This window comes from Hahella ganghwensis DSM 17046 (assembly GCF_000376785.1).
In the GTDB taxonomy this organism is placed as follows: domain Bacteria; phylum Pseudomonadota; class Gammaproteobacteria; order Pseudomonadales; family Oleiphilaceae; genus Hahella; species Hahella ganghwensis.
The window spans coordinates 53772-74431 of record NZ_AQXX01000135.1; the positions used below are offsets into that span (position 1 = coordinate 53772).

The window sequence follows — 20660 nt, forward strand, 5'->3', positions numbered from 1 at the left end:
CTTGTCTATAACTCAATAATGACGGGGCTCTCAGGGATATCGGCCAGCTTCAGAGGCAATCGTGCCTCATTCTGGCACGCGATTCGCTATACAAACCAAATCAAGAAAAGGAATTAACTCAAAAGGAACTGAAAGAACATCATGAGGCACTCAGGCGGACAATCTACCGTACTGACGATTACTGCGAAGACTATAAAAGTACCCATCGCCAATGAATATAACTGAGCAGATAGAGATTTCAGACCGCGTCGAGCACATCGATTACCCGACCCATAATGCTGTCGCTGCCCACCAACAAAACAAGACAACCACCAGGGAATGGGCTGCCCTGCTTGATATCATCGCAAAAGGACGAACTTCAGAATCAGGACTTCTTTCGCGAACCAGCATCATCCAGGCCCGGCATCAGGGACCATTGAGAATTCAGCGGCCATTTTATCCCGAAGGACCATCACGCCCCCATTTATACCTGCTGCATCCTCCCGGCGGGCTGGTCTGTGGCGATCATCTCTCCATTAATATCGCACTTGAGGATCAGGCCAGATTACTGGTCACGACTCCTTCTGCAGGCAAAATCTACCGCACTGATCAGTACGGCCACCTCCAGCAGCAGGACATCAATATTGACTGCACCAGTAACGCGCATATCGAGTGGCTGCCACAGGAGAACATTATCTATGATGGTGCAAACGGCGAGCAACGCTTGACATTGAACACCCGCACCGACAGCGCTTTCTTCCTTTGGGATATCACTGCCATGGGGCGTCCGGCCACCAACGCCCCTTTCAAGCGCGGCACTTTCATACAGAAACTCAACATCCTGAAAGAAGGCATCCCCTACTTCCATGAACGAGTTCACCTGGAAGATGCCGGGCCAAATTTCACTGCACCCTGGGGCCTTAATCGCTTACCGGTATACGGCTCTCTCTTTGCAGGTTATGTGGAGGAAAGCCAGCAACTGCTGGAGTCTTTAAGACACCACCTCAACGAACTGATCACCGGCGGCATAAACGGATGCATGCCCAATATTGACCTGACACAAGCAGCAATGGTGTGGTCTGCCACACGCAGAGACAACATCATCATATTGCGAGCCCTGGCCGCTCAGTCAGAACCGGTCAAAGCACTGTTTACAGAAGCCTGGCATTTTATGAGGCCCGACATTATGGGAGGTCCGGCCAGCATGCCCCGAATCTGGGCAACCTGAGCATAAAATCACGAAAAAGAAGAAACGATGAGGATTCTTCAATGGAATTAACCCCAAGAGAAAAAGACAAACTACTGCTCTTTACCGCTGCATTACTCGCAGAAAGGCGCAAACAGAAGGGACTTAAATTGAACTACCCCGAAGCTGTCGCTTTTCTAAGCATGGAGATCGTAGAAGGTGCCCGCGAAGGGCGCACCGTGGCAGACCTAATGGACTACGGACGCACCCTGTTGACGCGGGAAGATGTAATGGACGGTGTGGCAGAAATGATTCCCGAAGTTCAGGTTGAAGCCACTTTCCCGGACGGCACCAAACTTGTCACCGTCCACAATCCGATCCCTTAACTTCAAAGCTTTGCACTGACAAGTCAAATTGAGGTTTTTAAGAGATCACTATCCATCTTATGACACCGAGCAACCGATCCCTGACAACAAGGAGCTTCCAATGATTCCGGGAGAATATGCCACCCTTCCTGGCGACATCGAACTTAATCAAGGGCTGCCCACGATCACCGTGGAGGTAACCAACAGCGGCGACCGCCCAATCCAAGTGGGATCTCACTACCATTTTTATGAGACCAACCCGGCACTGAATTTTGAGCGATCCAAGGCCCGTGGATTCCGCCTCAACATCGCCGCCGGTACCGCTGTCAGATTCGAACCAGGTCAGACAAGAACAGTCGAATTGGTGGGAATGGCCGGCGCAGGCAAGGTGTACGGTTTTCGCGGCGACATCATGGGCGAACTTTAAGCAGGAGACAGAATAATGGCAAAAATATCCCGCGCAGCCTACGCAGACATGTTCGGGCCGACAGTCGGCGACCGGGTCAGGCTTGGAGATACCGAATTATGGATCGAGGTAGAGAAAGATTTTGCCCAATATGGGCATGAAGTAAAATTCGGCGGCGGTAAGGTCATCCGCGACGGCATGGGCCAATCTCAGGCAACCAACCAGGAAGCCGTGGACACCGTAATCACTAACGCGCTGATCCTGGACTACTGGGGCATTGTAAAAGCCGATATAGGAATTAAAAGCGGCCGTATTGCCGCCATTGGCAAAGCCGGCAACCCGGACATTCAGGACAATATAGATATCATTATCGGACCCGGGACCGAAGTCATAGCCGGGGAAGGGACAATCGCGACCGCCGGTGGCATCGACTCCCACATTCATTTTATCTGTCCTCAGCAGATCGAAGAAGCTTTGATGTCCGGCGTAACCACCATGCTGGGCGGCGGAACAGGTCCTGCCACCGGCACCAACGCCACCACCTGCACACCAGGCCCCTGGCATATCAGTCGAATGCTGCAGGCAGCCGATGCTTTTCCTATGAACCTGGGCTTTCTGGGTAAGGGTAATGCCAGCCTTCCAGGCGCGCTTGAAGAACAGATGATTGCTGGCGCAATGGGGCTAAAGCTCCACGAAGACTGGGGCACCACACCAGCTTCAATTGACAACTGCCTGAACGTGGCGGAGAAATATGATGTACAGGTTGCCATCCATACTGACACGCTGAACGAATCCGGGTTCGTCGAAGACACCTTGGCCGCGTTCAAGGGCCGCACCATTCACACCTATCATACAGAAGGTGCTGGCGGCGGCCATGCGCCGGATATTATCAAGGCCTGTGGCGAGAGCAATGTCCTGCCTTCTTCCACCAATCCGACTCGCCCCTACACTATCAACACAGTGGACGAACACCTGGACATGCTGATGGTCTGCCACCACCTGGATCCGGACATACCTGAAGATGTCGCATTTGCAGATTCACGCATTCGCAAGGAAACCATTGCTGCTGAGGATATTCTCCATGATCTTGGCGCTTTCAGCATGATCGCCTCAGACTCCCAGGCCATGGGGCGCGTGGGAGAAGTTATAACACGCACCTGGCAAACAGCACATAAAATGAAAGTCCAGCGAGGCCCACTTTCACCGGACTCAGACCGCAACGACAACTTTCGCGCCAAACGCTACATTGCCAAATACACGATCAACCCCGCCCTGACTCATGGCGTTGCTGAAGACGTCGGATCTCTGGAAGTGGGCAAACTGGCTGACATCATTCTCTGGAAGCCCGCTTTTTTTGCCACCAAACCAGCCATCATTATTAAAGGCGGCATGATTGCAGCGGCTCCCATGGGCGACCCTAACGCCTCCATACCGACACCTCAACCGGTGCACTACCGTCCAATGTTCGGCGCCTTCGGTACAGCTTTACCCCAGACACGCATCACCTTCGTCAGCGAGGCAGCTTTGGATAACGATGTCAAAGGCAAGCTTGGCCTAACATCAATGGTCGCCGCCTGTCGCAACACGCGCTCTATCACCAAGAAAGATATGTTGCTGAACAACCTGATGCCTCATATGGAAGTGGACTCCCAGACTTATGAAGTGCGTGCGAATGGGGAATTACTGGTATGTGAGCCAGCCGAGGTTTTACCTCTGGCCCAACGATTTTTCCTGTTCTAGACATCGCGGAACTTCATTTGCGCAGCAGCATATTTTAGACAACAGAAAATCACTTAAAACAGAATTTCCCTTCGAGGGTTTCTGACAACAGGCATAACCGGCCCGAAGGAGATAACCAGATGCTCAAAGTAACCAAACGCTTAAGCGACAACCACACTGCCGGCAACCCGGAACGCCTCACCACTGAGGTAAAACTCACCTATGATGAGCGCAAACGAGGCAGACTGAAAACCCGCACCGGCTGCGGAAAAGAAATCGGACTTTTCCTTGAACGCGGCAAATGTCTACTTGACGGGGAGATTCTGGCAACCGAATCAGGAGAGCTGATAAAGGTCATTGCCGCCCCGGAGGAAGTGGTGACAGCTTACGCCGAAGATCCTTTGCAGTTTGCCCGTATTTGCTACCACCTGGGTAACCGGCACGTCCCCTTACAGATTGGAGACTTCTGGATACGCATGCAGCCCGATCACGTTCTGGAAGACCTTTGTCGCCTGTATGGCCTCAAGATCAACAGTGAATTGGCCGCATTCCAGCCTGAAAACGGCGCTTATGGTCAGCATGGCGGTCACTCTCATGGCGATACCAATGCAAGCGAACACCATCACGCCCATGACCATCATCATTCTCACCATCACCACTGAACGCCGGAAGATGATATGAATACGCTGCCAATGCTTAGACTATTCAACCTGATCAGCCCAGCCCTGCCGGTAGGTGCGTTTGCCTATTCCCAGGGGTTGGAATGGGCGATAGAAGAAGGCGGAGTCAGCACTCCAGAAGCGATACAGGACTGGATTACCAACCTTCTACGTTACAACATCAGCCACACTGATATTCCGGTAATCTGCCGTCTGTACGATGCATTCGAGCGCAGTGATACGAACGCACTTCAATATTGGAATCAATGGAGCCTGGCCAGTCGGGAAACCCAGGAACTACTGGATGAAGATCGTCAGGTAGGAGCGGCCTTGCTAAAGGTCCTTGCCCATCATGACATTGACTATCATCGCCATCTGCCTTTTATCCAGGAGGAGGCCTCCCAACCGTCACTGCTATTGGGCTGGACCCTGGCCGCCTGGTGTTGGGACATCGATCTTCAAAGTGCCGCGACAGGCTTTTGCTGGAGCTGGGCCGAAAACCAAATCACCGTTGCCGGCAAAACCCTCCCACTGGGCCAATCCCAAGCACAAAAAATACTGGGAAATCTGATACCGGTGATTGAACGAAGCGTTGATGCAGGCCTCAGCTTTAACGACAGCAGTATGGGGCATTCACTCCCCGGATGGATTATGGCCTGCGCCAAACATGAAACCCAATATTCAAGGCTGTTCAGATCCTGAACCAACAGCCTTCCCTATAAGAACAGGAGAACAACCATGAACAAACAAACATTAAGAGTCGGCATCGGCGGCCCTGTCGGGTCAGGAAAAACCGCCCTTGTATCCGCCCTGTGCCAGAAACTGAAGGAGCGATTCAATCTTGCCGTTGTCACCAATGACATTTACACCAAGGAGGACGCCCAGTTCCTGATCCGGCACGAGGCGCTGACAGAAGACCGCATCATGGGTGTTGAAACCGGAGGTTGCCCTCATACAGCAATCCGGGAAGATGCCTCAATGAACCTGGCCGCCATAGAAACCTTAAACCAACGCCACCCGGGCCTCGATCTGGTATTGGTCGAAAGCGGCGGTGATAACCTCAGCGCCACTTTCAGCCCGGAACTTTCGGACCTGACGCTTTATGTCATTGATGTGTCCGCCGGCGACAAAATTCCCAGAAAAGGCGGCCCGGGGATCACCAAATCAGATCTACTGATCATCAATAAGACCGACCTGGCACCCTTGGTCGGGGCATCACTGGAAGTCATGGATCGAGATGCCCGAAAAATGCGGGGAGATAAGCCTTTTGTCTTCAGCAACATGAAAAACAGCAAAGGCCTGGATGACATCATTGAGTTTATTGTGGACCGGGGAATGCTCGAAGCAGCAGCTTGATATATCCCGCCTATATGGCGAAACTAACCGGCCTTAATTTCTTCTTAAGCAGCATGGAAGTCTGCTTTCACTTGTATACAAATGGGGTTCTGCTTATGACAAGCACACATCGTCCTTTATGTAATATTCGTTACTCACGCGCCCTGACCGGCATGGCGCTATTATCCACACCTCTGGTGGCAGCAGCACATCCGGGACATGATACCGTTCTTGGATTCATCAGCGGTCTGCAACATCCTTTTTTCGGGCTTGACCACCTGGTGACCATGATCGCTCTGGGCTTCATCGCCACAAAGCTGAATGCACGAACATCTACCATTATGACATTCAGCCTGGGCATGCTGGGAGGCGGCATTATTGCACTGAGCGGTATCACAATCCCCTTTGTGGAATATCTTATCGTAGCCTCACTGATCGCCGTTGCCCTTGTCCTACTCAACTCACAATTCAAAGACTTCCGATTAATGTACGCACTTCCGCTGGTAGCATTCTTCGCAGCCTGCCATGGCTGGGCCCATGTCGCAGAACAACCGGCCGATCTCAGCAGCGTCTGGTACATGGTCGGAATGATCTCCGGCGCAACCATTCTCCAATTGGGAGGTCTCGCACTGTCAGTCTGGCTACAGCATAAAATTGCGGCCAGAAAATTGATGGGAGGAGCCGCCCTGACAACAGCAGTCATTTCTGCCGCTGGCCTTATGCTGGGCTAAAAAGGGCCTGCCGACATCCGGAACTCGCCCTGGGTCTGCTGACGTTTTATACGACACTCATGCAGAACCTAGGGCTCTGCATAGGTATTTTCCACCACTCCACCCCACATACATCAGTTTTTCCTTATTTTTGCCTGCCCAGATTGCTCTCATTCGTTATAGTATTGATCAGAGATCTGCTGATCTACCATTCGCTCCTTGTGGACTCAACAAATCCAGCAGACCTAAGACCAGTCGACCCGATCACCAGTCGACGAGAATGCAGGAAGTGCCATCAGTATGAATTTAGAAGACATTCGCCGTGAATATTTGCAGGGAGGCCTGGATATGGCCGACCTGGATGAAAACCCATTCAGACAGTTCAAATCCTGGCTGGATATTGCCATTGAAGCCAAGCTAAGCGCTGACCCAACCGCCATGACAGTAGCAACCGTCAATGCGGCCGGCATTCCAACGCAAAGAGTCGTGCTGCTCAAGCAGGCTGATGAACAGGGGTTTGTCTTTTACACTAACCTGGGCAGCCGAAAAGCTCGCGATATTGAAGAGAACGCCAATATCAGCCTTCATTTTGCCTGGCTGCCACTGGAACGTCAGATTGCTATCACCGGAACCGCTTCCAAACTGTCCGTTACCGAAGCTACCCGCTATTTCCTATCCCGACCGCATGACTCTCAATTAGCCGCCTGGGCCTCAAAACAGAGCAACAAGGTCAATTCAAGACAAATGCTGGAACAGGCCTTTGAACAAATGAAAAACCGATTCAGAAAAGGAGAAGTCCCTCTGCCCTCCTTTTGGGGAGGATTCAGAGTCGTACCTTCTAGATTCGAATTCTGGCAAGGACGCGCCAACAGGCTGCATGATCGCTTTGAATATTTGCCTGCCGGTGATGGCTGGGAGATCAACCGTTTACAACCCTGATCTCCCATCGGAGAAGATGATGCTTGCTTTCATCATCAGCGCCTGAGTACTGATAAGAGTTCGTACTCAGGCTGACCAATCCAGCGTTTATTGGCCCTGACTATCGAAGAACTGCATGATTTTACCCATTTGAGGCCGAACAGCTTCAACATCTGCTTTAGGGGCGTTTTTAGCCCGCTCCATCATCTCAAGCCCTTCAGACATCATTTTCAGCATCATATCCTTTTGCTCCTGCGGAATGTTCGGATCGTTTTTGATCTGATCAATCTGCGCCTGGGCATCAAAGTTGGCAGCCTGAGCCTCCATCTGTACCGCACCTACTGCATGCATGATTCTTAAGGAGACGCCTGCCCAGTCTTCTGGCGTATCAAAGCCATAGTCTTCCAAAACATCTTCAGCTTCAGAGTACAGCCCGGAATTTTTTAGAGGCTTCACAAACTCAGCGACGTTGGAAGGAATACCTTCGTGATCCAGCCCATCAAGCGCGTCCTTGTTCTCTTCGCTCCACTTCATAATGGCCTGCTGAGACTCAATCCAACGATCCACCACTTCTTCCGACAATGCAACTTCAGCATTAGCAGACCAACCTGCGAACATTAGCAACAAGCCAAAAATGGTTTGTTGCAACAAAACTGTCTTCTTCATAAACACTCCATAATTAAATAGGTTACATCCGATACTGCAGAAGCTTTCTAGATGATATTTCCAGAGGTAAATAGGGATTTGAGTTTAATTGATAAAGCATCTAACACTCCAGTGCCTGTCAGCTAAACTTTCTATTATCTGAAGCGATTCAGATTCTTTTCATTTCGTCTTTATCCTGCTTTTAAAACTTACAGAGATTATGTAAGGTCAATGCGCTGAAGGATCAGCGCTTTTTTTTGAGTTTTCATTATGTCCGATTTTACGCCCAGCAGCCTACTTTTAGACTGGCTGAACACCCACTGCCCTCAATACATTGTGGCCATTGGCCAGTCCAGACCTCCAGCTTTGGACGGCTTCATGAACGACAACGATATTCAGACTCTCTACCTGAATAATCATCACGACCTGCAGCTTGATGAACACATCCCCGACACTGTCATTATCAGCGATTATCTGGAATATTGTTCACGAGAATCAGGCCAGGAACTCCTTGCCCGGCTACGAAATCACCTGACCGCCCACGTCCTGATTTTTATTGACCATCAAAAGGCCTCGGACTGGGACTTCAACACGTTGATTGGGCTGGGTTTTAAAAAGCTGATGACATTTGACCACTCTTCCCGGTCACTGACCTGCTATAGCTACGACATCGATAACTACAACCCAAAACGCTCGTGGAACAACGCTGACCATTGGGCGAACCCGGAAATGTTTGGAAAATATTGGTGGTAGCCGTCAATGTGATGGGGACATCTATTGGCGCTGATGATTAACCATACAGACTATAAACATTTAGGTAGACAGCGCCCATGTGCGCTCACAGCAAATACATTTGCCTTCAACAAAGACCAGGATTGACAATCAGCTCTTGTGACCAAGACAGAAATCTGCAAAACGCACCAGAATTTTTTCAGCATCGGGACAATCATGCAAATGTTCCCTGATCTCCTTTAATTGTGCCTGGGATATTTCCCTCTGGTAATTATCCAGATAGGCCGCCATCACTGCCCGATTAAATTCAGGATGAAACTGGACACCCCAAACAGACCGGCCATAACGAAAGGCCTGACAACGAACACGACTGCCACTGGCCAACAGGACCGCATCTGGGGGCAAGGTCAGCACAGATTGCGCATGACTTAACTGAGCATAGAAACTTCGAGGCATGTGCCTGAACAATGGATCATTGCCAGCCTCCTGAGTGCAGGACATCAACAGACTTCCAATTTCGCGTCCACCCGGGTGAAAATCCACCTCTCCACCCAAGGCGTCTGCCAGCAATTGATGGCCATAGCACACGCCCAGCACCGGAATATTCAACTCAACACACTCCAATATCCAGTCAGCCAGGGCAATCGACCATCCCGCGCGATCGGTCACCATAGCTGGGGAGCCTGACAAAACCACCCCAGCAAAGGAAATATCAGGCATATCATGATGCTGGTGAGCATTCCAGGTCACCACACGCAAGCCAAGACCTTTCAGCGCACGGGTAAACCATAATTCAAAATCTCCATGGCTTTCACGTATCGCCGGAAAGGTATCACCGCATAGCACCAAAAGCAGGTTTGGCTCAGACACTCCCTCAATCCTGTATTGATTAACAGAGAACAATGGAAACAAGTTCCGTCCCCGAGTAATTGGGTTACGTATCCCAGTGGATACCTGATCATGTCTGTAGTAAAAATAAGGAAAAGAAAAATCAGGAATATCAATTTTCTGGAGAATCAGCATGACAGAAAGGAAATCCATTCACGCCGTGATATCTGGGAAGGTACAGGGAGTCTGGTTTCGGCAGTCAACCAAGCAAACCGCGCAAGCTCTCGGTATTTCCGGGAGTGCCGTCAATCTTTCAGACGGACGGGTAGAAGTCCATGCTCATGGTACGCCGGAAGCTATTGAAAAACTGATCGAATGGCTTCATGAAGGACCTGAGCAGGCCATTGTCAACGAGGTGTTGATCAGCGAATACAGCGGGAACGATAACACTCCAGAGGGCTTTACGACGGGATAGGACCAGGAATATTTCCAACAGGTGGGGAGCCTCATCAGACTCCCCTTTTGAATTAGACCACCAAAGCTATCTGACTTGCATCACTAGAAGTAATACACCATTTCCAACTGGACGTAATCTTCATTCTGCAGTGCACCTGTCTTATTGTCCGGATCCGACAAGGCCTGGAGTCGTTCAACTGTGGCCGTCGGCAAGGGATCGCCACCTTCAAAAGCACGAACTTCCATATTGACAGTAAAAATATCAAATAGCCGGCGACTGGCCTCAATGCTGTACAACTGCTCATTTGTTTCCGGGTCGTAAATGGCTCCCATCAGGATCTCGGTGGAATTGATATCGTTAAAAGCCCAGCGCCAGCCCAGAAAAATATCTCGCTCCAGAAAAGTCGTAGCTTCATCTCCCCGCTCATCCCAGAGCCCTTCCAACAGCCACCCCAGATCCGCATCTGAACCGAAAACACCAACCTGAGTATATTCAAAGCCGGCAGTGACAGCACCATAACGCTCTTCATCGCCCTGAGAATTGGCAAAGCCGGATCTGACAATTCCCTCGAATTTAAACAGCCACCCTTCCATGATGTACTGCATGACCAGACCAGTCTGCTCGATCAGTGGATAAACCGGTACAAGCTTGGGGTTGGCCAGATCTTGATTAAAAACCAGATTGGGTTCCCGACTGGTCCCGGAAAAGTGCGACAGAGACACTTCGAAGTCATCACCGATGATGGCGTATCTGACGGCTATGTCCGGGTGTGACTCCTCTTCATCCGCCTCATACCGGGCATGATCCATATCTACTTCAAATGGCACCCCAAGACGCCCCTCGACACCGGGATAGTTTCGCTCCCGAAAATACGGCAATACAAAGAAATCCAGAACCACCTGATCCTGCGCGGTGGAAAACTTAAACATCGGCTGACCCAGTTTTTCCTCCCCATCGGGACTTTCCACCAAATCGGTCTGATTGATAACATCCACCAAGTGCTGAGACTCTGTCACCCCCCAGAACACTTTCCCGACACCTATTCGTGTTTCCCAGTAATCACCGATGTGTAACCAGTTGGCTTCTCGTACATCGCCATGGGTCCTTTCATCATCGTTTTCATCGTGCCTGTAGTAGCCGATAAAGGTTAGACGGTCATAACCATCATTCCATTCATAGTAAAGCTCTGGACGAGCCCACACAGATCCATTTTCCTGTTTCTGCCCTGCATCTCCTTCTTCCACAAAATAACGACCTTCCAGACCAAACTGGGAAATAAAATCAATTGCCAGTGACTGGGAGGAGACAAACGAAAGGACAGAAAAACTTGTGGCTAGCAGGGCGGACCGCATTGGATATAACTCTTTTCAGGGATGTTAATAGAACAGTTCTCTGGAAGCTCAGGAATACCGTCGGAATACCATAGCGCCACTATAGCTGGCGCAAGTGCCAATCAATCGAGACCAACGACACTTATCCGTCAACTTTTATCCTGCATCACCAGTGTCGGCAATGCTTTTTATAAGCTTCCATTACAATCTTCTTAAATAGAATCAGGACCTACGCCCAACTCTTTGAGGTGCCTATAAATATAGGCAATCCGGGATAGAATTGACAGTCCCCCGCAACAATATTCAATGATATCTTTGTTACCAAAGACCGATTTTTCTCATAACAAATCCAAAGACTTGGTTATGCAACCATCAAAAACGGCATGCCAGACAATAAAAACACTAGAATTTCAGCGGACTAGCTTTACATCAGAAAGCTCATACTGTATACATTAACAGCCATGGATATTCATGCAGTAAACAATACCTGCAGACCTTGGGAGATAACGTGATAAAGCTGACCAAACGCCAGGAACAAGTCCTCAACCTGATAAAGGAACACATTGGAGAAACCGGTTACCCGCCCACCCGCGCAGAAATTGCCAGCAAGCTGGGATTCCGCTCCGCCAATGCCGCAGAAGAACACTTGAAAGCCCTGGCCAAAAAAGGGGCCATAGAAATGGTACCCGGAGCCTCCAGAGGTATACGGTTGCCAGAACCTGAGTTCGATGGCATCCCCATTGTTGGTCAGGTAGCAGCAGGTTATCCGATTCTGGCTCAGGAAAACATCGAAGATTATTGCCAGGTGCCCAACAGCTTCTTCACTCCTTCAGTAGATTACTTTCTGCGGGTTAAGGGATTAAGCATGAAGGACGCAGGCATTCTGGATGGCGACCTACTGGCAGTACACAAAACAACCGATGTTCACAATGGCCAGATTGTTGTGGCAAGAATCGGGGATGAAGTGACGGTAAAAAGATTCCAGAAACAAAAAGGGAAAGTGGTATTACTACCAGAGAACGATGAGTTTACCCCTATTGAGGTTGATGCCGGATCAGAGCCATTTGAAATAGAAGGTCTTGGCGTGGGGATTATCAGACGCTGATCTTAGACATTACGAGAAAATGAAAGGGAAATAAATTTCCCTTTCATTTTCTCGTTCAGACTTTCAATGGATCGTTTTAGACGGAGTTTCCAAAGAAGACTTCAGCTTAGCTTCTTCACGCATGTTCCCTACCACTTTAATCGCAGCCTTGATCATTGCATGCGCGACATCCACATCCTTGTCTGCAAGAAAAGCCTTCGCATCTGCCCCAAAACTTATTTTAACCAGATGCTCGCTGCTACTTTCGCCGGCAGGTTGTAGTGCAAAATCCCCATTTGCCAGCTGAACGATTTCAAAATAACTACCTGTAGACATTCGTTTCTCCAACATTTCCAAATATGTTACGTGAATCACCGGGTAATCGATTCACCTTGTAATATTTAATTTCAAACACCTTGAAGTTTTTATAGCTTCACCACTCGGTGCTTGTCTCACGCAATTCTTCAATCGTCTGCTTCATCAATGCGTGGAGCTGGCAAAGATTTAGAGATGCCCCTTCCCCTGAACTCACGGCAATTAGCCCCAATTCTCCCTGTTGAGATAATTCGGCTCGCGGCTGACGACTTAAAGCAACAAGCTTAAGCAGATATTCGAGCCACCCGTTATCAGATTTCAACGCTTTAAGCGCCCGGACTTCCGCAGACTCCAGCTCCAAGTGTCGCTCTAGGTCTTCCAGATTATTGACAGTTTCCTTAATCTTTCTCTTATGAGCCAACTCATTCAAGAAGCCGTAATAAGCCCTCTCAAGAAATAAAACCGCAGCCGTTTCTGCCGCTATTTGCCTTGGCCTGAAAGGCTCGCTGCTCGAAGAATCCAATTGCAAACGGGCAAAGTAAAGATTCTCATTGACGTAAGATGACCAGCTCAATATGGAGTCTACCTTGCTAAAGATAACTTCGATTGGTTAAGACAAAACCGACGAACTTCGCTCGTCAGCGAATATAAGACTTCCTTCATCATACAGATTTTATATCGTTTTTTCCTGGGAAACATTTAGCCCCACCACGGCTTTCCCGACCTCACAAAATAGATGACAATTCACAACTTTTTTCGAAAACGTTACAAATTTGCACAAATAGCCGATTCAACTAAGGTAATGTTAAAAGCTAATATTCGAACGCTTATTCACACTTTGAGTAATCGATAATACCTAATAATGCGCGAGCGTATACCACAACTATGAATGCCAACCTGAAAATTTGTGTATCCTCCCTAGCACTTTCTATTTCATTGGGAGTCGGATCTTCCTCTGCACTTGCAAAGATTCCTGATCAGGAAATCAAGAAGCTTGACGCAATTTTGACACCCACGGGAGGGGAACGAGGTGGAAATGTTGAGGGCACCATACCTCCATGGACAGGAGGCATCACTAAACCACCCGCGGACTATACCCCTGGTGGCAATTATGTTGACCCTTACAGCAGCGATCCTGTTCAAATGACCATCGATGCACAGAATTACAAACAACTGCAGGACAAACTGACGGGCGCTCATAAAACGCTATTCGAAAAATACCCGTCGACCTATAAAATGAGCATCTACCCCACTCGGCGTAGCGCCTCCTATTCTAAGGATATTTACAAGGCTATCAGGAAAAATGCTTCTGAAGCCGAGCTACTACCCTTGGGCGCAGGCGTCAGAAACGGCTCCGTCTCCAGCCCGTTTCCAATCCCCCAATCTGCCGAGGAAATTCTCTGGAATCATGTCCTGCGCTATCGGGGAGACGCCATATCCTCCAGGACAGGCTACGCTGCGGTCACTTCAGGAGGGTCATACACACCGATTATGACCGAGCGCGACATCATCTTCATTTATGCTCAGGAAGAGCTTGACGCACGCAAGCTTGAAAATAAGTTCTTCTACTTAAAGGTGCTCACGCTATCCCCTCCCAAGCAGGCAGGAAATATCAGTCTGGTTCACGAATCTATCGACCAGGTCAGCTCGCCACGTAAAGCCTGGCAGTACTTCTCCGGACAAAGACGCCTGCGCCGCTCACCCAGCCTGGCCTACGACTCAGATCTACCCAACACTGACGGCCTCAGAACCACCGACCAATATGATATGTTCAACGGCGCTCCCGATCAGTACGAGTGGAAAATTGTCGGCAAAAAAGAGATGTATGTTCCCTACAACTCCTACCGACTGAATGACAAAAACATTAAATACGACACAATTATCAAGGCCAACCATATCAATCAGGACCTACCCAGGTACGAACTGCACCGGGTATGGATCGTAGAAGGCACTCTGCGCGTGGGTATTCAACACATCTACTCAAAACGCAGACTCTACTTGGATGAAGACTCCTGGCAAGTCCTTGTCACTGAAGAATATGACAGCGATGGCAAGCTGTGGCGGGTACAGGAAGGCCATGCAATGAATTACTATGACCAACCATTGGTATGGACCGCACTTGAGGTCGTTTACGACCTGCAAAGTGAGCGTTACCTGGTGGAAGGCCTCGACAATGAAGTACCTGATCCTTATGACTTCAAGCCGGGCTTCCGACTAAATGACTTCTCCACTTCTGCGGTCCGCCGCGAAGCGAAAAGATAGCGTACACTTTCCAAGCCCGGTCGCAGCATGTGAATGCTATCGGGCTTTGGGTTTCCCAAAACTGATCAGAGAACGCAGCATTCGACTATATCCTACTGGAAACCCACGCTGCATCAGATCCATCACTTTGGCATCAGAACCGATAAGAAGACGATCCCTTCCTTTGCTGACAGCATCAATAATCTGTTGCGCAGCTTTCTCAGGAGACACCCTCGCTACACGATCGAATTCTGCCACCGCTTTGTTCTTATCCTGCCCTCCATCGATCCCCGAACAAAACCGGGAATTGCGCGCAATATTGGTTTTTATGCCGCCGGGGTGTACACAAAGCGTCTTCACCCTGGTTCCCGCCAATTCACACCGGAGCGACTCAGTAAATCCACGAACAGCAAACTTGCTGGCATTATAGGCTGATTGAGTCGGCACACCGATCAAACCAAACAGACTGGAAAGGTTCACAATGGTTCCGGCATTTCTAGCCAACATCCCGGGCAGTACAGCCTGAGTACCATGAACGACCCCCCAGAAATTGATATCCATCACCCACTGAAAATCCTCAATGGACATTTCAGCCACTGTAGCGGACAACGCCACGCCGGCATTGTTAATCATGAGTTCGATGTGGCCAAACTGCTTTTCGATGCGCTTGATGTAGGAAAACACCTCATCACGGCAACTGACGTCCAGGTTATCAACAGACCCCAACTCTCCTGAAGCTTCCAGTATTTCAGACGCTTTCTCTGTGCGAATATCGGACAAGGCCACAGTCGCACCCGAGGCCAAACAAATCTGCGCCAGAGCTGCCCCAATGCCGGATCCAGCACCAGTAATGACGACGACTTTACCCTTCAGCCCCGCTTCCGTTCTCATTGCGCGGCCGCCATACGCACCAACTCTTCATTTTCCGGAAACACTTTAGCACCAGCTACTGCCTGATTGTGAGCCAGATCCGTATTCCCATTTTGCCTGAGCTCCTGAATCCTGGTGATCAGGGTCCGCTCAAGAGATTCCATACCGGCAACCGCTTGAACATTATCCGGATCAATGTCCAGCACAATACGATAGGCATCATAAGCACTTGAGCCGGAAGGCGTCACCAACCTTCCCTGCAACTGATGGACTTTGGCCACTCGCAGAAGTTTATCAACCTTTGCCGCCAGTTCCGGCTCCAGATCCGAGCCAGAATGGCCCGCATCAGGGCTGTTGTTTTCTGCTATCGAGCCTGATGTTTCAACAACCGAAACAGTGGTTTGCGACGTTTCGGCTCCAGGCGTTTCAGAGTCTTCACTCCCGCCAGATGTCACATTATTGCCTGAAGCCACGCCAGCAGAATTGTCAGCATTTTCAGTTTCTGGTGTGGAGTTTTTAATCTGATCTGCCTGCGCTGAGGTTGTCGACTCATCCGTCGAGGCTGCCCCAAGATTTTGAGCCGCATTCGAACCGCTTACCAAGGGGTCAGATTGATTATCCAGAATCTGTGGCAATAAAAAGATGGCCGCAACAGCTCCCATTAACACGCCCGCAGAAGCTCCCACCAATTTGGGAACCCTGCTTGGCCCTCCTGCAACCTTCCCCGCAGCAGCTTGCTCAAGTGCTGCAATAAACTCCCCGGCATCCTGGAAGCGCTTGTCCTGAAATTTTTCCAGTGCCCGAAACACCACTTTGTCATAGGGCTTTGGCATTGTAGGAATTAATACTGAAGGCGCTTCAGGCGTCGAATGAATAATTTTTTGCATGATGGCCGTCGGACTGTTGGCATCAAAGCAATGTTCATTGGTCAACAGTTGATACAAAATAATTCCGGCAGAAAACAGATCACTCCGATTATCAACGGGCAGCCCCTGACATTGCTCAGGAGACATATACCGGGGGGAACCGATAATGGTGCCCACTCTGGTCAGTTCAGAGCTTTCAAGTTTGGCAATCCCGAAATCCGTAATTTTCGCGGTACCATTCCGGGTGATAAAGATATTAGCGGGCTTCAGATCCCGATGGGTGATACCGTGTTCATGGATATATTTCAGACCACTGAGGATGTCTTTCATGATCCTCATGGTCCTGGACAACTCAAACCTCTCCCCACTATCCAGCGCTTCCTTTAGCTCGATGCCGTCTACGTATTCCATGACAAAATACGGAACCCCATCCTGCTCTCCCGCATCATAGACATTAATTACATTGGGGTGTGAGAGGCGCCCGGCAGCCTTCATCTCATTTTTAAAACGCTGCCTGTACTCACCACTGGTGTCATGACTGAGCAACTCCGGAGACAGGATTTTTACGGCAACCGTACGTTCGAAATCAGGATCAAAACATTGATATACAACGCCCATAGCCCCGCGGCCCAGCTCCTTCACAACTTTGTACTTTCCGAATGAGCGCGTTCCCGAGGTCTCCGGTTCAAAAATCTGGGTGTCTGACATGAGGTGTTGAAGTCCTTACTCTGGCATCAATCTATATTATCATCACTCATTGTATATGAATGTCTCTATTGAGCCAGCCCTATGGGTGCGTTCATCAGCCGCACCTCGAATCCGGTCACAAATACAGCCCGATCAAAAAATACTCCAACCCAACAAAAAAAGGCCTGACAGAAACACTGCCAGGCCTTTTTGCTGCTCATACCTTACTGGAATCAGGATGCAGGTACGAAGAAGAACTCCCCTGCTTCATGACCAGCATATTTGATTGCACCGTAATCAGGAATCTGCTCCAGCCCCAGCTCTTTTGAGCGCTTACGCACATCCCCCAGAACCGACAGGAATAAGCGGTTACCATCAAGCAATGCACTATTGCCATTGAGCGCTTCGATGAAAGAGCGCGCAAACACTGAGTGAGTGCCGCCACCACTATCCAACACCGGACGAACACCTCCAGAGGTCATCACCGTCCGAGCCTTCACTTCCTGCATAACCTCTATCCATTCTTTCTGAACCTCATCACTGGTCAGCGCTCCCTGACGAGCAACTGAAGCGGTGGACAGTGTACCGGCATAACAGGAGTCCGCCACGACCATGACATGCTTGGCCTGCAGGGTGTTCAACTGGTCAGAAATAGAGACATTGGACAACCAGTTTGCCGTATTACCTGGCTCCGCATCGACTGGCAACCAGTATCCACGATCGTTTTCTGCATCCAGCTCACCATGACCGGCATAGTAGATCAACAGATTATCCTTCTCGGTGAGCTTCTCTCTAAGATCATTCAGTGCTGACAGAATTTCATAACGATTGGCATTCAACACAAGTTGCGTGGTAAACCCATAACGCTGACTGAGCAACTCAGCAATTTGTCTGGCATCGTTCTCCGGCGTTTCCAGATCAGTGTAATGCTGATAGTCCTGATTGCCGATGACCAGCGCATAATAGCGACCAAAGCTGACACCATCGAATTCAGGTGCCTGAGTTGCCGCATTAAAGCTGATGCGTTTGGATTTCACCGGCGCGTTCTGATCCAGGAACATGGTAAATTCAAAGCCAACCTGCTGCTCCTCGATATCCTCAGCCCGCAAACTGACATTGGTGCGTGATCCGGTAACAGGTATTGAGACGAAGAACAGATTGTACTCATCCAACTCAACCGGCTGACCATTGACACTGAAGTTTCTTACACCGATAGAGCTTTCCACCTTACCGATAACCTCTTTGGTACTCACAGCACTTCTCAGCAGGGCTGTAGGTCCACTACGGGTCAGCGATATTGGGGGATCCAGTATCTGAATCGCCGGTGGCGGCACCATGGAATCAGCAGTCATCAGGGCCAGCTCATTTTGCTGCTCCTGCTGACCGGCCAGCTCCGCAGCTTCTTTACGTGCCCGCTCAAGTTCCGCTTTTGTCTGCTGCTGAGTGGTTTCAAGTTCAGAAACCTTCCCCTGCAATGAGGACAGCTCCGACTGCAACACCTCATTGGCAATAATGGTTGAAGCGTACTGCAAGTTATCGCTATTCAGCCCGGAGGCTTTGCGATACCAGTTCAGCGCCTGAATCGGATCCTTCTTAACTCCAAGCCCCTTTTCGTACAAGTTACCCAGATTGATCTGGGCGCGAGTGAAATTTTGCTGGGCGGCTCTTTTGTACCAAATCGCTGCGACTTCATAATCCGGAGTCAGCCCTAAACCTTTCTCGTAAATCTCACCAACGTAGGTCTGCGCTTCCGGATCTCCGGTCTTGGCCTGATCCAACCATACCTTGAGCGCCGTTGCATAATCTGCCCGGTCAAAGGCGGTGTATTCACCTCCCCTGATAGCACAATCAGATGCCGTGGTTTTAATCGGCCTACGTGCAGTCAAAAACCTGGCACTCGCTCCCAGTTGACGAACCTGACCAGGCAAAAGACAGTCGACCACCATCAGGTCGTCCGCGTTTTCTCCTTCTCCCGGGGCTTCCTGGACAGCCGGCCCTGAACAGGCTGACAAACCAAAAAGTCCAACCACCAGCGCGGCGGTTCGGAATCGGTTGCTTTCATTGGTTGCCTTATTGGCATCATCGGCCTGCAGTACTACAGGCCTATTAAGATCTTTCACAAACTGCATGGACATCCACCATTTTGAATTTGATCCAGGCTCATCCTGAAATTGAAATCGGGCCCTATTTATTAACTCAACTATTAACTCACGCCTGATAGCAACAAATAAAGCAGAATACTCTTAAGCTTGACTGTGTTATTACCGCAGCGCCGGCGCAACTGTTTAAAGTTTAGTCACGAAACAGCTATCTGGCCCATGGAAAATGTAACTGTTACCCCGTAAAGCGCTGACCAGCTCTCAAAACCGTAATTTATCTGGTTAAGCTTTGTAAGAATTCGTAATAACCACTCAACAATCAAACAAAACGCCATTTACAATCAAGTCAACCATTAGTCACCGCCTCCCCCTTCTACCATGTCGGCAACCAACCGATTCAGCTCCGGCCATAACGCTTCCCATCCTTCTCTGTGCTTCCCCTTCCACACTTGATAGCGCGCTCTCTGGCGCTCAGCCTCTTCCCGAATCCAGTCAGGGTGAACTTCTTCGTCCTCAGAGGCCGCCACATGCAGTTGCCTGATCCGATCCGGTAATACCGCCAACTCAGCCGGGTCCAGAGACCCGATTAGCGGTGTATAGCCATGCCCCCTCTGCCAGCGGGATACATCAAGATTCCCTGCAAGCGTTATAACGCCGACAACACGGGTTAAACGAGCTGCCAATAACATGGATAAGGTACCTCCGCCGCTATGCCCCAGCAGTATCACCGAAACCTTTGAACTGCCTGAACTGACATCCGCTTCCAGCTCTGCTATCGACGCCTCAATAACTTCAGCCAGACTGGCAACAACCGGCTCACTGTACCGGCCTAATGTAAACCAATAGGGGGCACAGCCAGCCAGCTTAAATGTCGTTCGAATCTCTACAGGGGGGGGCGGGGGCGAAACAGCTCTGGCCCCGTAATAACAGGGCCTCCCCACATACAACGCAGTCCCCTGCCATTGCTGAAACCATTTCAGCATCAATGGGTCGCCAGAAGTAGGATCCAATGCAAGACGCCCGGAGCCTGTCCAGGGCTGCCCATCACCTTCAATGACAATGATCAGGGTATTTGACATTTGGGACTCTGCCGTCGCCTTCTGCGACACCCGATGCTCAAAATAATTTCCCCGATACAGTGTGGAGCTCTCTTCGAATTGCTCCAAGGAGGATGGTGTAATCTGACAGCCGGTTATGCCGGGCAATATAAGTCCTAACCAGATTATGA

General features: G+C 49.9%; 22 protein-coding genes. 13 read left to right on the forward strand and 9 right to left on the reverse strand.

The window, feature by feature from the left end:
- Positions 1–211: 211 nt before the first annotated feature.
- The 9 genes from F566_RS0123775 (at position 212) to pdxH (ending at position 7298) form a co-directional block, all read left to right on the forward strand.
- Positions 212–1207 carry an urease accessory protein UreD gene (locus tag F566_RS0123775; protein WP_020409535.1) on the forward strand — a complete coding sequence of 332 codons (996 nt, stop codon included), beginning with the start codon at positions 212–214 and terminating at the stop codon, positions 1205–1207.
- Between the two features lie 41 nt (positions 1208–1248).
- Positions 1249–1551 carry an urease subunit gamma gene (gene ureA, locus F566_RS0123780; protein ID WP_020409536.1) on the forward strand — a complete coding sequence of 101 codons (303 nt, stop codon included), beginning with the start codon at positions 1249–1251 and terminating at the stop codon, positions 1549–1551.
- Between the two features lie 100 nt (positions 1552–1651).
- Positions 1652–1957 carry an urease subunit beta gene (locus F566_RS0123785; protein ID WP_020409537.1) on the forward strand — a complete coding sequence of 102 codons (306 nt, stop codon included), beginning with the start codon at positions 1652–1654 and terminating at the stop codon, positions 1955–1957.
- A gap of 15 nt (positions 1958–1972) precedes the next feature.
- Complete coding sequence (gene ureC, locus F566_RS0123790; RefSeq protein WP_020409538.1) at positions 1973–3676, forward strand: urease subunit alpha; 1704 nt, start codon at positions 1973–1975, stop codon at positions 3674–3676.
- Between the two features lie 119 nt (positions 3677–3795).
- The gene (gene ureE / locus F566_RS0123795; protein ID WP_020409539.1) at positions 3796–4317 is read left to right on the forward strand and encodes an urease accessory protein UreE; all 522 of its coding nucleotides are present in this window, start codon (positions 3796–3798) and stop codon (positions 4315–4317) included.
- A gap of 15 nt (positions 4318–4332) precedes the next feature.
- On the forward strand, positions 4333–5016 hold the full coding sequence (locus F566_RS0123800) for an urease accessory protein UreF (RefSeq protein WP_020409540.1): 684 nt from the start codon (positions 4333–4335) through the stop codon (positions 5014–5016).
- A 36-nt stretch (positions 5017–5052) separates the two neighbouring features.
- Positions 5053–5670, forward strand: a complete 618-nt coding sequence (gene ureG, locus F566_RS0123805; RefSeq protein WP_020409541.1) for an urease accessory protein UreG — start codon at positions 5053–5055, stop codon at positions 5668–5670.
- A gap of 95 nt (positions 5671–5765) precedes the next feature.
- Positions 5766–6380: a HupE/UreJ family protein gene (locus F566_RS33840; protein WP_020409542.1), complete on the forward strand. Its 615-nt coding sequence runs from the start codon at positions 5766–5768 to the stop codon at positions 6378–6380.
- A gap of 279 nt (positions 6381–6659) precedes the next feature.
- Positions 6660–7298, forward strand: a complete 639-nt coding sequence (pdxH, locus tag F566_RS0123815; RefSeq protein ID WP_020409543.1) for a pyridoxamine 5'-phosphate oxidase — start codon at positions 6660–6662, stop codon at positions 7296–7298.
- A gap of 87 nt (positions 7299–7385) precedes the next feature.
- Here the strand turns inward: pdxH and F566_RS0123820 are convergent, their stop codons facing one another.
- Positions 7386–7943, reverse strand: coding sequence for a hypothetical protein (locus F566_RS0123820; RefSeq protein WP_020409544.1), 558 nt, complete (start codon positions 7941–7943; stop codon positions 7386–7388).
- A gap of 249 nt (positions 7944–8192) precedes the next feature.
- On the opposite strand from F566_RS0123820, the gene F566_RS35750 reads away from it, so the two are divergent.
- Positions 8193–8675 carry a DUF6231 family protein gene (locus tag F566_RS35750; protein WP_020409545.1) on the forward strand — a complete coding sequence of 161 codons (483 nt, stop codon included), beginning with the start codon at positions 8193–8195 and terminating at the stop codon, positions 8673–8675.
- Between the two features lie 129 nt (positions 8676–8804).
- Here the strand turns inward: F566_RS35750 and F566_RS0123830 are convergent, their stop codons facing one another.
- Positions 8805–9524, reverse strand: a complete 720-nt coding sequence (locus tag F566_RS0123830) for a glutamine amidotransferase (protein ID WP_033416815.1) — start codon at positions 9522–9524, stop codon at positions 8805–8807.
- Positions 9525–9675: 151 nt separating this feature from the next.
- On the opposite strand from F566_RS0123830, the gene F566_RS0123835 reads away from it, so the two are divergent.
- Complete coding sequence (locus F566_RS0123835; RefSeq protein WP_020409547.1) at positions 9676–9957, forward strand: acylphosphatase; 282 nt, start codon at positions 9676–9678, stop codon at positions 9955–9957.
- Positions 9958–10040: 83 nt separating this feature from the next.
- Here the strand turns inward: F566_RS0123835 and F566_RS0123840 are convergent, their stop codons facing one another.
- On the reverse strand, positions 10041–11291 hold the full coding sequence (locus F566_RS0123840) for a hypothetical protein (RefSeq protein WP_020409548.1): 1251 nt from the start codon (positions 11289–11291) through the stop codon (positions 10041–10043).
- A gap of 487 nt (positions 11292–11778) precedes the next feature.
- On the opposite strand from F566_RS0123840, the gene lexA reads away from it, so the two are divergent.
- Positions 11779–12375, forward strand: coding sequence for a transcriptional repressor LexA (lexA, locus tag F566_RS0123845; protein ID WP_026180279.1), 597 nt, complete (start codon positions 11779–11781; stop codon positions 12373–12375).
- A gap of 63 nt (positions 12376–12438) precedes the next feature.
- Here the strand turns inward: lexA and F566_RS0123850 are convergent, their stop codons facing one another.
- Positions 12439–12690, reverse strand: a complete 252-nt coding sequence (locus F566_RS0123850) for a hypothetical protein (RefSeq protein WP_020409549.1) — start codon at positions 12688–12690, stop codon at positions 12439–12441.
- Positions 12691–12787: 97 nt separating this feature from the next.
- Entirely contained in the window at positions 12788–13243 is a 456-nt protein-coding gene (locus tag F566_RS0123855; protein ID WP_020409550.1) for a DUF6586 family protein, read from the reverse strand.
- 311 nt (positions 13244–13554) lie between these two features.
- On the opposite strand from F566_RS0123855, the gene F566_RS0123860 reads away from it, so the two are divergent.
- On the forward strand, positions 13555–14931 hold the full coding sequence (locus F566_RS0123860) for a DUF1329 domain-containing protein (protein WP_020409551.1): 1377 nt from the start codon (positions 13555–13557) through the stop codon (positions 14929–14931).
- A 36-nt stretch (positions 14932–14967) separates the two neighbouring features.
- On the opposite strand, the gene F566_RS0123865 is transcribed toward F566_RS0123860, so the two are convergent.
- From F566_RS0123865 to F566_RS0123885, 4 genes are all read right to left on the reverse strand, one after another.
- Positions 14968–15801, reverse strand: a complete 834-nt coding sequence (locus F566_RS0123865) for an SDR family NAD(P)-dependent oxidoreductase (RefSeq protein WP_020409552.1) — start codon at positions 15799–15801, stop codon at positions 14968–14970.
- Positions 15798–17354, reverse strand: coding sequence for a serine/threonine protein kinase (locus F566_RS0123870; RefSeq protein WP_020409553.1), 1557 nt, complete (start codon positions 17352–17354; stop codon positions 15798–15800). Before F566_RS0123870 ends, F566_RS0123865 begins: the two co-directional genes overlap by 4 nt.
- A 212-nt stretch (positions 17355–17566) precedes the next feature.
- A complete protein-coding gene (locus F566_RS0123880) occupies positions 17567–19462 on the reverse strand; it encodes a caspase family protein (protein ID WP_157497043.1) in 1896 nt (631 codons plus the stop codon).
- A 323-nt stretch (positions 19463–19785) separates the two neighbouring features.
- Positions 19786–20637, reverse strand: coding sequence for an alpha/beta fold hydrolase (locus tag F566_RS0123885; protein WP_157497045.1), 852 nt, complete (start codon positions 20635–20637; stop codon positions 19786–19788).
- Between the last annotated feature and the right edge of the window lie 23 nt (positions 20638–20660).